10 protein-coding genes are annotated in these 13,638 nt (G+C 41.9%); 2 read left to right on the forward strand and 8 right to left on the reverse strand.

Features of this window, described 5'->3' with window-relative positions; all coding sequences use genetic code 11:
• Positions 1 to 273: 273 nt before the first annotated feature.
• Positions 274 to 717, forward strand: coding sequence for a putative periplasmic lipoprotein (locus HMPREF9304_RS05745; RefSeq protein WP_025071484.1), 444 nt, complete (start codon positions 274 to 276; stop codon positions 715 to 717).
• A gap of 171 nt (positions 718 to 888) precedes the next feature.
• Here HMPREF9304_RS05745 and HMPREF9304_RS05750 read toward each other — a convergent pair whose 3' ends face one another.
• The 3 genes from HMPREF9304_RS05750 to frr all read right to left on the reverse strand — a co-directional run bounded on the left by HMPREF9304_RS05750 (position 889) and on the right by frr (position 3,770).
• The gene (locus HMPREF9304_RS05750; RefSeq protein WP_036927323.1) at positions 889 to 1,824 is read right to left on the reverse strand and encodes an SPFH domain-containing protein; all 936 of its coding nucleotides are present in this window, start codon (positions 1,822 to 1,824) and stop codon (positions 889 to 891) included.
• A gap of 358 nt (positions 1,825 to 2,182) precedes the next feature.
• Entirely contained in the window at positions 2,183 to 3,115 is a 933-nt protein-coding gene (gene rsgA, locus HMPREF9304_RS05755; protein WP_036927316.1) for a ribosome small subunit-dependent GTPase A, read from the reverse strand.
• A gap of 94 nt (positions 3,116 to 3,209) precedes the next feature.
• Positions 3,210 to 3,770 carry a ribosome recycling factor gene (gene frr, locus HMPREF9304_RS05760; RefSeq protein ID WP_025071483.1) on the reverse strand — a complete coding sequence of 187 codons (561 nt, stop codon included), beginning with the start codon at positions 3,768 to 3,770 and terminating at the stop codon, positions 3,210 to 3,212.
• A gap of 34 nt (positions 3,771 to 3,804) precedes the next feature.
• Between frr and HMPREF9304_RS14375 the strand changes: the two genes are divergently transcribed.
• Entirely contained in the window at positions 3,805 to 4,077 is a 273-nt protein-coding gene (locus HMPREF9304_RS14375; protein WP_036927317.1) for a hypothetical protein, read from the forward strand.
• 200 nt (positions 4,078 to 4,277) lie between these two features.
• On the opposite strand, the gene rsmA is transcribed toward HMPREF9304_RS14375, so the two are convergent.
• The 5 genes from rsmA to HMPREF9304_RS05790 form a co-directional block, all read right to left on the reverse strand.
• Positions 4,278 to 5,090 (reverse strand): 16S rRNA (adenine(1518)-N(6)/adenine(1519)-N(6))-dimethyltransferase RsmA, encoded by an 813-nt coding sequence (gene rsmA, locus HMPREF9304_RS05770; RefSeq protein ID WP_036927319.1) that lies wholly within the window; start codon positions 5,088 to 5,090, stop codon positions 4,278 to 4,280.
• Positions 5,091 to 5,499: 409 nt separating this feature from the next.
• Positions 5,500 to 6,780 carry a DUF4302 domain-containing protein gene (locus HMPREF9304_RS13800; protein WP_052045936.1) on the reverse strand — a complete coding sequence of 427 codons (1,281 nt, stop codon included), beginning with the start codon at positions 6,778 to 6,780 and terminating at the stop codon, positions 5,500 to 5,502.
• Between the two features lie 9 nt (positions 6,781 to 6,789).
• On the reverse strand, positions 6,790 to 8,148 hold the full coding sequence (locus HMPREF9304_RS05780) for a zinc-binding metallopeptidase (RefSeq protein WP_036927320.1): 1,359 nt from the start codon (positions 8,146 to 8,148) through the stop codon (positions 6,790 to 6,792).
• A 7-nt stretch (positions 8,149 to 8,155) separates the two neighbouring features.
• Positions 8,156 to 9,745 carry a RagB/SusD family nutrient uptake outer membrane protein gene (locus HMPREF9304_RS05785; RefSeq protein ID WP_036927321.1) on the reverse strand — a complete coding sequence of 530 codons (1,590 nt, stop codon included), beginning with the start codon at positions 9,743 to 9,745 and terminating at the stop codon, positions 8,156 to 8,158.
• Between the two features lie 20 nt (positions 9,746 to 9,765).
• On the reverse strand, positions 9,766 to 13,077 hold the full coding sequence (locus HMPREF9304_RS05790) for a SusC/RagA family TonB-linked outer membrane protein (protein ID WP_036927322.1): 3,312 nt from the start codon (positions 13,075 to 13,077) through the stop codon (positions 9,766 to 9,768).
• Positions 13,078 to 13,638 lie beyond the last annotated feature (561 nt).

Here is a 13,638-nt window from a genome sequence, read left to right on the forward strand (position 1 = left end):
ATTTTTTCTATTTTGAAGATTTTAGATGGTCGTTTTTTGGTAAAATAATAGGACAAAAACAACTCCTACCTTAACCAAAAAAGCAGCAGCCGTTTCATCGCATTCGCATTGTTGTTGAAACAAGAGAAAAAAGATAATTTTTCATCACAAACCACCGTTCTTCATGTAAGCCTCGTACCTTCATAAGTAATTTTATGACATTTAACTTGGATATATAAAATATAATTCGTACATTTGAGTTATTATATCATTATTAAATTAACGAAGATAAAAATGAAAAAATTAGCTATTATGTTTGCAGCTGGCTTGATGCTTGCTGCATGTCAATCAAACGGAAAGAAGTCAACCGCAGGAGATTCTCAAGATGCAGCATTAGATTCTGCAACGGTAGTAAACACAGATACCATGGCTTATGCTGGTGAAGGTCCTGCCGCTGACGGTACATACAAGTACAGCCTGAAACTTTATGGAGATTCTATCACAGAGTTTGCTTACGAACAAGTAGCCGTTACCCCTAAAGGAACAGAAACGATGGCTCGAACCACGGGTATTGCACACCTCATTCAGCACAATGGTAAAGAGTATGTTCGTGTTCAGGAACACAAGGAAGACTCGGTTACATTCCTCAAACTCGATGACACAACCCTGCGTTTAGTATCTAAAGATTTTGAAGAAGCAGGTGAAGGAACTAATACAGACTTAAAGTTGGTTCAGTAAGACTGCGCTTACAAAGAGTGTAAAACACAAAAATGCCAAGAGAGATATTTGTCTTTCTTGGCATTTTTATAGTTGGTGATAGTGTTCAACGTATGATTCTACACTTACTGCTTCAAAGAGATAAGTGTTGTAGAAAGCAATAAACGGCACCTTCCATCTTAGCTAACTATCTTAATTTCCAGTGTTTACAACTGGATGAACTGTATCATCACTACACAAAACCACCATTAAATTACTTACCATGGCAGCTTTTTTGTCATCATCTAAATTAACAACTTGGTCTGACGAGAGTCTATCGACAGCCATTTTTACCATAGATACCGCGCCCTCTACAATCTTTTCACGCGCCATAATCACCGCATCAGCTTGCTGACGTCGTAGCATCACAGCTGCTATCTCGGGCGCATAAGCCAGGTAATTGATACGTGCCTCTATCACTTCGATACCTGCCATCTGCAAACGTTCTGCTAACTTCGTTTCCAATTCCTTGTTGACGGATTCGTCACCATCGCGCAAAGTGATTTCATCTTTATCAACTTCATTCGAATCATAAGCATATTGACCAGCGACTTGTCGAAGTGCTGCTTCACTTTGAATCATAACAAAATTTTCAAAGGCGCGCATAATTGAATTCACATTTTTGAGCGTTTCTCCCTGCATACCGTTAGCCATAGTTTGCGAATCTATTTCAAAAATCGCTTTGTAGGTATCTCTCAAGCGCCACACCAACACCAAACCAATCATCACAGGATTGCCCACTTTGTCATTAACCTTAATGGGTTCGGCATTCAGATTACGTGCGCGTAGCGATAGTTTCTTTGTGGTGATAAAAGGATTCACCCAATGGAAGCCAACTTTCTTAAAGGTGCCTTTATACTTTCCAAAGAACATCATTACTCTGGCTTCATTGGGCTCTATCTGTACAAAACCAGCCAAGAGGATTAAGTCTAAAACAAAAAGCACGCTGCCTATCACGGAGAGGGCGTCGCTGGTATTGATGCCCATGACAAACAAACAGATACCAATGGCTAAAAGCACAAAAAAGACAAGCAACATCACAAAACCGTTGATGCTCATCCCAACAAAATTTACTTCCTTATTTTCCATAATCATCATTAAATTAGTAGGTGAAGGATGACACAAATATACAAAAAATCATGGAACGTGCCAAGTCTACAAAGCATTTTTAGCAAAAGCTTAATGGTTGAAACTAAAAATTCATACGTGTGAAAAGAAGGTGAAAAAAGACAGCTCATCGACTCTCAGACTGTCTTGTCGAAGGAGGCAAAGGGAACATGATTGTTGATACAGACTCCCTCTCATGATAGATGAAAAAATAAAGAACAAGGGATTGAAAACCGAACGCTATCACTTTAGAGCCATAAGCCTTTGGAACAGTTGGGTGATAGCAATGCAGTAGATTGCAAAGGGCAAAGAGGTAAGAAGAGTTGCAGAGAGTATTTGGCTAATAGGGTTCACGATATTTATTCTCTTCCTTGTCGTCCAGCATGCTAAGGTAGCTCTGGTAGCGACTTTCGGAGATATAATGGTTTTCGACAGCCGTGCGCACTGCACACCCCGGTTCGTGCGTATGGGTACAATTATTGAACTTGCAATCTTTCGAAAAGGCAAAGATTTCCTTAAAATAACTGGTCAGTTCTTCTGGCTCTATATCAAAAGTTCCAAAGCCTTTGATACCTGGCGTGTCAATCACATAACCACCGTGCGGAAGTGCGATCATCTCACTAAAGGTGGTGGTGTGTATGCCTGTGCCATGCGCATCACTAATTTCGGCGGTGCGTTGTTCGGCATGAGGGATGAGTACATTGATGAGTGTAGACTTTCCTACCCCACTGTTTCCACTCAATAGGGTTACTTTTTGAGCCAACAGTGCATCGATAACCTCCATTCCTTGACCGGTCTCTGCGGAGATTTCAACACAATGATAGCCGATGGTTTCATAGAGGTTCATCATCATTTGCTGATAATGGTGCTCCTCTTCATTCAGCAAATCGGTCTTGTTAAAAACCAAAACCACGGGTATGCGATAAGCCTCTGCCCCAGCCAAGAAGCGGTCGATAAAAATAGTAGATGTTTCGGGATATTTAATGGTGACCAATAAAAAAGCTTGGTCAAGATTGGCAGCAATAATTTGGCTTTGTTTTGACAGATTGGGGGATTTGCGAATGATATAGTTTTTTCGGTCATCAATTGCCGTAATCATAGCCGTACCCTCAGCGTTGGTAACTATTTGCACAAAGTCACCAACGGCTACGGGCGAAGTGCTGCGTATGCCCTTGAGACGAAAGTTACCTTTTAACTTACAATCTATCAGTTGTCCACTGTCTGTCTTTACGGTGTACCAACTACCCGTATTCTTAACAACCAATCCGTGCATGAATGTGATTCAAGTTGATGTGTAAAAAGAAAGCAAGGAAATTGACGAATGGACAAGCGGTTTGTTTGCTTTTCCATTCGCCAACACATTGCTTTTAGACGGTCATTATTTCTTTTGTTTTCTCCTCAAGCAGACGGTCTACGTTCTTGATATATTTATCGTGAACGTTCTGCAATTCATTCTCGGCATCCTTTCCAGCATCTTCTGAAAGCCCATCTTTAACAGCTTTCTTCAGTCTGTCTTTAATCTCGGAACGCACGTTACGCACTTCTATCTTGGCTTTCTCACCAATTTTATTGCATTGCTTCACCAAGTCACGACGTCGCTCTTCGGTGGGTTGTGGAATACCTAAGCGAATAATCTCTCCGTTATTCTCGGGAGTAATACCCACATCAGAGTCCATAATCGCCTTTTCAATGTCCTTGATGGCTTTTTTGTCCCAAGGTTTAATGGCGATGGTACGTGCATCGGGTACCGAAACGTTTGCAACTTGGTTAAGTGGTACCATGGAACCATACGAGTTTACCATGACTCCATCCAAGATAGCTACGTTTGCTCGTCCTGCGCGGACGCGGCTCAAAGACTCTTCTAAGTACGTGGCAGCCATTTGCATACGCTCTTCTGCCTCTTTCAATGTAGCATTTACGTCTATCATATTCTGTATTGTATTAGTTTTATTGTTTTCAAAAATGGAGGCTGTTCAAGAAAATTCATCCATAAAAAGGACGTTTCAACAACCTGTATATGCAAAAATAGTGCAAGCCGAAACCAAAAAAAGTTTACTTATTTTGGTGAGGCGCAGCCTATCTTATGCAAAGGTAGCGCAAGCCGAAGACAGAGAAAGTTTACTTTCTTTGTTGAGGCGCAGCCTACCTTATGCAAAAATAGGGATTTATTCCGAATTATACAACTGTTTCGTAGAAATAATTATGGAAGCGGAAAAAGGCGAGGCAGCTGGATGAACAGCTTACAATCGTCCAGTCGAATCGGCTCAATCAAAGAGAGCAAACTGCAAAATATCCATCACGAGTACACTCGCCATGGTTTCTACTGACGGAGTTGTGCGTTCGCATATCCCACCTGCAGCGAGCATTTCAGGTGACAGCAGCTGAGTATTCTTCGCTTCCTACCTTCCGTTCCTTGATGTTGATTTGAAGGAGGGTTACTGGTTAGAAGCCTGAACTCGTTGCAATTCTACCTCTACCCGATTGGTCAGGTCAACAAACTGTTGGATAGAGAGTTGCTCGGGGCGCATGGTCATCAACTCTCCCGCATAAAACTCGGCTGAGGCATTGTTGCCCGTAAATAGCTGTCGCAGGCTTACACGGAGCATTTTTCGACGTTGATTGAAGACGGCTTTCACTAATCGTTTGAACAATTGCTCATTACATCCCAAATCAGTGGTTGCATTGCGAGTCATTCGGATAACTGCACTTTTTACTTTGGGGGGCGGATTGAACACATCTTCATCAACAGTGAAAAGATATTCCACATCGTACCAAGCCTGTATCAATACTGATAAAATGCCGTAAGCCTTATGCCCTGGCTCCGAAGCAATGCGCAAAGCCACCTCTCGTTGTATCATTCCTGTGCAGCAAGGAATGAGCTCTTTGTTTTCAAGCATCTTGAAAAAGATTTGGGAGGAGATGTCATAAGGATAATTCCCCGTTAAGACAAAAGGACGTCCCTCAAAGACTTCTTGCAAATCCATGCGAAGAAAATCCTGACCTATAATATTGCCCTGCAGTTTTGGAAAGTGGGTATGCAGGAACGCTACCGACTCTCTATCAATTTCAACAGCTTTGATTTCACGAGGCTTCTCCACCAAATACTGGGTCATCACGCCCATCCCTGGTCCTACTTCAAGAACGGGTATATCTGGACAAGCATCCACCGTATCAGCAATTCGCTTTGCAATACTCAAATCGGTGAGGAAGTGTTGGCCTAAATTTTTCTTGGGTCTGACTAACTTCATGTAATGTTATTTTTGTGAAGCTCGCACAACCAAAAGCATCAAGCCTTCTTCAATACGCAAACTTCCATATTCTAAAAGCAAAGGTAAACATTAAATCTGATTTGCTAAGCATTAAGAAACAGAATCCTACTGAAAATCTTTGTTTTTATCATTCTACAAAGTAAGCCCTCGCCATTCAACAGATTTCTCCTTGCCTTACATTTCTTTCTTTTCCATCACTCAACAATTTTGAACAAGTCTGAACTATAATCACATCAACTTTCTACCCCTCATTACTGAAAGATACTCCTATAAGCATGGTGATTTCTCCTTTTTGTCTTAGCAGTGAATAACTAAAAAGTGCATTTCCATTAATGTTGGAAATGCACTTTGATGTTATCAATTAAGTATTCAACATAATGTTGTTTCCTTAATGATCCAAAGGATTAGAAATCTTTGATGAATATAGATGAATGACATTGTCGGGATTGTCTACATCTGTCAAGATAAGTTCTGTGGTGTACTGCAAATCATCACCCTCAATCTTAAATGTTCTCTTTACATCTCCCCAACCGAAAGGAGCTACATAGTTATAAAAGAGAGCATTCTTTGCATACCATCCACCATTGCCATCACCTTTCCCAGTTCCCCACAACTGGATATGTGTATCATCAATAATTTTATAGTCCATATACATACAGCCCTGATATTTTCCGCTTATGAAAACAAAGCCAAACTTGCCATTCAATTTTTCTAATGCTGCTAATTTTAAATCCTCACCTAACTGGTCTTGTATATCAGGCATCTTATCCCAAAATTGTTCGCCTAATTTTCCCATGGTACTATACTTCATGTACCAACTCAATGAAACGACCTGTTGACTTAATGGGATTTTAATACCATTCAACGATATCTCAGAATTTACAAACTCGGGGAACTTAAATTTACCATCATTGGTGTATTTGAAGCCTGTCAAGGTCTTACCATTGATTGTATAAGGCTTATAAAATTTTAGTCCCTTTGGTGTAACGATGTAATTGCAGATAACATCTACACTATTTCCATCTACCTCGTTAGGAATAGCAAAGGTACGATAAGAAGGAGAAAGAAGTTTTGCATCTTTATCTACAACAAAGTTATAAAATTTAAAGCGCATTGCCTTCTCTACTTCTGCAATCTTCTTAAGATATGCATCCCATTTCATATCCTTTGCCATTGGTGTCATTAGGATACGGGCTCTGTGCTTCTTACCAACAAGGATGACACTATCGGCAGCTGCTTTTAGCACACGAAACTCAAAGTCGCCATTCATACCATTACCGTCATCTCCAATGTTATTTGGATTGTGTGGGTCTGAATAGAAGTGAATCAATGGATTGTGGCTATCAAAAGAAAGGATAACACCTTGACTCTGATCAATCTTGTAATGCGAAATAAAAGTAGCATCAGGCTTACCTGCCTCGCTGGCTACTGTCACCTCTCCATTAGGTTTGAATTTACAGATTACATTATAACCTCCATATTGACTTCCACCATAATATTCCATGACCCAACCATTAGATGCAGAAGTTAAAACCTTTGCACTATTAGACATGGCTTCTTCGATACGTTCTGATGATGATTTGTCGAACAAATCGTCCATTTCTCTTTGACAGGAGGCCATTGCAACAAGAGCCACCAACAAGAACCATATATTTAATACTTTTCTCATAAAACTGTCTTATTTAAGTGTTTTCAAATCCAGTGTAGAAGCTTCCTTTGAACGACGAAGCACTACGCTGCGCAACTTATCCAAGTCGATGCCCCACGATTCCTGAAAATAACTCTTCATGATAGCAAGTTTCTTCAAAATGGCATCGCGCCCGAACGTATCTACCTCGGGTTGTTTCAGATACTCGAATTGGGGTACTCTAAAATACTCTGGCTGTGGATTACCGTCTTTATCATAAACGATTTCTCCATCTGCCGTACGCTGATATACAGGTTCTCCTGCTGCCACGGTTAAAGGGTACGCATTCCCCTTAAAGATAAAATAAGGTGTAAGTCCTTTATCTGTCATGGTGTAATGTACTCCCAGCCTCTGATGGATTTCATACATTGGAATGCGATTACCCTTTTCATCTTTAAAGAATTCATATTTTCCGTCTTTATCTGTCGCATATACGACATTGCCATTAGCATCGGTTACAGGAATAAGGTCTCCATTTGCATCAGTTTCCAAGATTCTATTACCTTTAGCATCTTTTTGATACACGTAATCGCCATTCTTGTCTCGCGCATAAATAACAGCACCAGAGGCATCTTTCTTCACTACTACTCCGTGATCCAAGATATTCTGCCATGCCTCATCAGTATAGGTAACGTAGGTAGAATAAAGTTCTGCAAAATCTTCATTTGGCTCAGAACTTCCATACCCTGTAACAAAACCATCGGCAGCAGCATCCTCATCTTTGACGTTTACCCAGTCAGCAGCATGATACTTACCAGCCGAAATAGTGCGATACTCTGTAGAATAACTCTTCTTTTGGTGTAAGATATGGCTAAACTCATGGTGCATCGTATGGAAGTACCAATGGTTTAGATCCAATGGTTTACTGCGTTTGTTGGCATAAGGATTATCTTGATTGACATAGATATTTGTAGGATCAAGCTCGTTAATACGGAACAGCAAGATTTTCAATCCTCCCTCAGCAGTACCGAGTACAATTTTGTTTTGTCCGTCATATTCGGGCGAACCAATAAGTTGCATTACACGGAAGCAATTTTGCTTCATAAAAGGCTCGCCTGCAACTTCTTTGTAAGCATCAAGCCACACGTGCTTCACCAATTGAGCAATCACTTTAGATTTTTCTTCATCGGCAGGCACTACGTTGTAACGATTGTCCGACAGTTTGTCAATGTAGCGATAGTTGAACTGGACGTTATACGGATCTGTAAAGTTCTTCGTCAACCACTTGTCAAAATCTGTCTGCACAATTTCTTTATTCTTGAAAATACTATCGGAGTTTATCTCGTCAGTGGTACAAGCACTGGCTGCCGAAAGTATCCCTGCGAACATTAATATTTTGATGTATTTCATAATTCTATTATTTTTTCTCGTTAGTGTTCTCTCTTGGGTTTGGTTCCAAGCCAGCTGATATCACATCGGCAGGTAGCTGAATGGCTCCGCGCAAATCACCAGACTTGAAAATGAGTGGATTTTCACCATCAATATTGTGACAAATTACAAGACCATAACGTTTGATGTCTTGGAAACGTTGACCTTGCTGCCATGTTTCCAAACGGCGCATTTGCAGTATCATGTAAATCAAGTTGGTTTGCGTTCCTTTTTCAACTTTAAATCCTTGTGGATGCAATGGTTTCTTTACACCTCTATCTCTATCCGTTTTAATGGTATCGGGTACAACAGGAGTCACCTTGTTATCACCCCAAAAATCGTTGATAGACTTCTCGGTTAACACTGGGCGAATGGCTTTTTTGGTTTGTGGTGCGCAGTGAGCAGTAATCCAAGTATTGATGTCGGCAATGGCACCAGCAAAATTTTTCTTCATGGCGTAAGCCTCAGCACGTACCAACAGTGTTTCCTCAGTAGTGAAAACTGCATCAATAGTATGTGCCAAACCTGTCTGATTCACCTTGTCGGTTACCTCGAACATTTCTTCCATCTTGGGATAATTCACTTGCTGACTAGGTCCATACAACAAATGCGATTCATACAGTGTATTATCATCAGAACCACTTCCCCAAGGCATCTTTGCCCAAAAGGTTTCGTTGCTCACAATAGGGAGGCCGTGATTAAAACGGATAAAACGTGGATGCCACATAGCTCTACCTGACGAAGAAAAGGCTGTCATGAGCAAAAGATTGGCTTTATCACCAGAACGCACATACGCATTGCCTATTTCATCTACTCCACCAAGACTCTTATACGTGTCTACAGCACGGAAAGTGGGAGCTACGCCCAGAGCCTTATCTGCATAAGCAATGGCTTTGTCGTAGTTGTGATAGAACAAGTTGAAGCGAGCAGCAAAGGCATAAGCCGCTGTTGTATTGAAGTGATACTTAGGCACCTTCAGGTGTGCATCGCTCACTTTAGGCAAAGCCGCCTCAATGTCTGCACTGATGTTTTCATACAATTGCTTCAAAGTTCCACGTGTAGGCACAGTGACACCAGGCTCCTTAGGATAAGGTAGTCCTAAATACTTATCGGCTTTCGTTGGGTCGTATGCCATACAGAACATATTAGACAAACGGAACATTGCGAAAGCACGGCACAGCAAAGCCTCTGCCTTGATAGCCTGTAGTTTCTCGCTGTCTGGCAACTTTTCGAGTGAAGCCAACACCTCGTTGGCTGTACCAATGGCAACATACGCATTGTTCCAAACGCTACGAGGACTATCATTGTAAGTAACAGTCACATCTTGCCAGCGATAAGCTTCCTCCTGTATTATTTGAGCATTATACAGTCTACCATTATCAAGGACATTGTCGCTACTCATCTCCATGACGAAATTGGGCGACTGTGTTGAATAAGCCGTCACCAACAAGCTGGCAGCCTTGTCTAAATTATCAACTTCGGCACGGTCATCGGGCAGTGTGTCCAAATAGTCATCACAAGCGGTTGTGAGACTCAAAGTTACCAAAGCGATACATAATAAAAAACTTATTTTTTTCATATCGTGTACTTCTTTATGCGTTAAAGACCAACTCTCACCGTCAATGTCAACTGGCGTGCCATAGGTACGGCAACACCACCCACGTTGAAGAACTCAGGATCTTGTCCGTTGAGGTTCTTGTCTGCGTAGAGCAAGAAGAGGTTTGTGGCCTGTAATTTTAGATTAAGTGTGTTAAGATGCAACGGAGTGAGCAAGTGGCGTGGGAAGTCATACGCCAGCGAAATTTCCTTCATGCGGATAAAGTCGCCCTTTGCTACACGTGCCGTAGAGCGGTTGTAGGCATTGTAAGCATATCCCAATCTAGTATCACCCTGCATCGTTCGCAAGTCTGCAATAGCTGGAACATTCGTTTTTGCTTCATCGCCTGCCACTGTCCATCGGTTCTTGAACTCTTTTGGCATCGCATCCAAATCAGAGTAATAAGAAGAGAATGCAGGATCCAGACGCACCTTGTTTCCGAAGGCATAAGTAGCAAACACGTTGAGGTGGAAGCCTTTGTATGAGAATACGTTGCCAAACGAACCTGTGACTGTAGGATCGGTAGGACCTTCATACTTCAAGTAATCTAACACGCGTGACTGGAAGTTGAAATCACTGGTTGTCAATTTACCGTCTTGGTTAAGGAATGTAGGCACACCACTCGCGTTCAATCCTTGGAAGTCAATAGAGAAGAGTGAGCGGTATGGATAACCCTTCATGGTAAATCCAGAGCCAGTAACCATGTCGATGAAACGCTTACGGTTGTCAAGGTCGGTTACTTCGGTCTTCACATGTGAGAAGATGAAGTCGGTAGTCCATTGGAAATCCTTGGTAACAATGTTCTTGCTGGTAATGGCAAACTCTTCACCGTTTGATTTCATGGATGCTACGTTGGCATATTCTGTAATAGTTCCCTTGGTACCATTGGTTGTACGTGGACCAATCAAGTCGTAGTTGTTACGAGTGTACCAATCAAAAGTCACATTCAATCGGTTGTTCAAGAAACCTAAGTCAATGCCCAAGTTCAACTCATGTTTCTTTTCATAGGTCAGATCAGGATTGGCAAAATCGTACATTTCGAGTCCCGACTCTTTATCTGTTGCAAACGGACGCCATGGGTTAAAGCTCTCAATAATGGGCTGTGCGTTAATCGTGGCAGGTTTATCTCCGGTGAGTGAGTATGATGCCTTGAGCGTAGCATGCGTCAATGTATTCTTGAATGCATCGCCAAACCATGCTTCTTCGTGAGCGTTCCATGCTCCAGACACGTTCCATGTAGGCAACCAACGTGCACTGCGCACTTTTCCTAATCGGTTGCTACCCTCATAACGGGTGGTACCGTTAATGGTATAACGTCCCTTATAAGAATAGGTACCCGTAGCGAAGAAAGCCACCTCACGGTTGTAACCATTACCCAAACTGTAATACACATCATTTTCCTCGCTGGCTTGCTTGAAGTAGTTATAATCGTATGCTCCTAAGTAGCCCATGTCGTACTGCATACCCACACCATTGAAGTAGCTGCGGCTACGATCGGTGTTGTTCACTTCCATACCACCAAACAAGTTCACGATATGGTCGTTGGCATACACATCATTATAGCTTGCTGTGGCACGGAAGTCCCAGCTGTTCATCTTATATTTTGTTTCGCGATAGAAACCGCCATTGGGCAATACTGAGAAAGGCAAAGAGTTAGGTTTGTCAGGGTCTTTGTACAATCGTGGGTTGTTATCACGCATGGTGGCATCGTCCATGGCACGGAAAGCCATAGCCATGTTCGAGTTCTCTCTGATTTGATTAGCTTGTGTTGTGGTAGAGAACTTATAAGCACCCAAGACAGCCAATTCTACTTTCGTAATGGGCTTGTACTTCAATTCGCCTTGAATCTTCATATCAATCACATCGAAGTCCATAAAGTTGTTAGCCAACTCATTGTGGATGTTGAAAGGCGCATAGTTAGTTGTGTAGTATTCATTTGGATCCAACGCCCTTGAAGTATTAATGGCATACGAATAAGGGTTGATGTCGAATTCACGACTCACCTCTCCCGTAACAGCATCTACATGCTGGTTCAAGGCTCCTGGCGACTTTTGCTTTCTGTAGGCAGCGTTGCTAATGAGGTTCAACGACACCTTCTTGCTCAAGTTAAATAAGGCATTGGTGCTGGCGGTATAACGTTGCACCTTACTTTGTTCTGTCCATCCCGGATCATCCATGATACTGAACGAGGCATAATATTGTGCTTTCTCTGTTCCGCTCGACACACTCACCGAGTGGTTCATGGAAATAGCACTGCTAAACAACTCGTTAAACCAGTTGGTATTTCTCATTTCTGCCTTCATCAGATAGTCGTTCATACCTTTTTGTGTATGTGGCAGCAAGAATTTTCCTGTAGTAGAGTCGTAAGTATTCATCAACTGGTACATCTTACCATAGACACCGCTTGATGACGCACGATAGGTACGAGCAAACGAAATCAATCCGCTTGCCTCCATTTCACGATAAATACCCATCTGCTCTTGTGAGTTCATGATGTTGAACTGACTGTAACTGGGTTTCAGACGCGATGTAAATTCACCTGTATAGTTAATGCGTGTTGTTCCTACCTTACCTTTTTTGGTGGTAACGACAATCACACCCGCCATCGCACGCGCACCATAGATAGAGGTAGCCGAACCGTCTTTCAAAATTTGGAAGCTCTCAATGTCATCCGAGTTAAGCCCAGCAATGGCAGAACTAATCAAGGTAGCGGCATCTCCAGACGACAGCTGGTCGGCATCTACCTCGGTTACATCTTCCATAATGACACCGTCTACCACCCAAAGCGGCTTACTGCTACCATAAATAGAGGTAGCACCACGCACACGAATCTTCGGTGCCGTACCGAAAGTACCCGATACGTTCTGCACACTAACACCTGCCACACGTCCTTCGAGTGAACGACTAATGTCGGCAACACCATCAAGTTTAGCTTTCTCAGCATCCACCTTAGTAGCCGCACCAGTGAAGAGACGCTTGTCCATCTTCTGCATACCAGTCACCACTACTTCGTCTACTTTCTGTGCATCCGAGTGCAATACGATCCGCATGTTTTGCGTACCGTGCAAGGTTTGTGACTTCATTCCTATGTACGAAACCGTAATCATAGGATTCTTTTTGTTAGAAGTAAGCGAGAACTTACCATCTACGTTAGTTACCACGCCTGTCTTTGTTCCTGTGATCATAACCGATGCCCCAATCACTGGCTGCCCATCATCAGCTGATGTAACAGTACCATTGATCTGTGTCTGGGCATTAGCCAATCCTACACAGAGAAACAAACTTACAAGCAACATTGTTAATCTTTGTTTCATAACCTCATTGTTAAGTTAAAGTCTTCTCAAATCATTCACTTATTATTCATAACTTTTACGAATAAAAACAAACACTACAAAAGTTCAACGTCCTCATTACAGAATAAACTATAAGCGTTTGTCGAATAATCGTATTTTGCAAAAATAAGCTAAACCTGCAATTTTAGCAAATTTTTCCAAATAGAAATTTACAAATTAAACGTTTATTAACATACAAACAACAGGATTATGCCTATATAGTACGATTTCTCCAAACGAATATTGACTTGTGAATGTACAAAGAAAAGCATGAAAACACCAACATATCGCTTGTGCTGAGGTGTAGAGGCACACGATTCGTGCGGCCAATCAAACGCCTATTAAATTGATGTTACATCTTGGTTGGGCGGACGCACAAGCCGTACTCCCCTACCACCATACGGTTACGACACTCCTTGCGTAACTTTTGAGGGCTGTTACACACTGACAACGACAAACACCTCAAAATAACATTTTTGTTGTGTAATTTTTCTGTGTTTTGATAAAAGGACTAACAAATCTTAAATTCTTTCAAAGTATGCC

This window comes from Hoylesella timonensis S9-PR14, from assembly GCF_000762405.1.
GTDB lineage: Bacteria > Bacteroidota > Bacteroidia > Bacteroidales > Bacteroidaceae > Prevotella > Prevotella timonensis_A.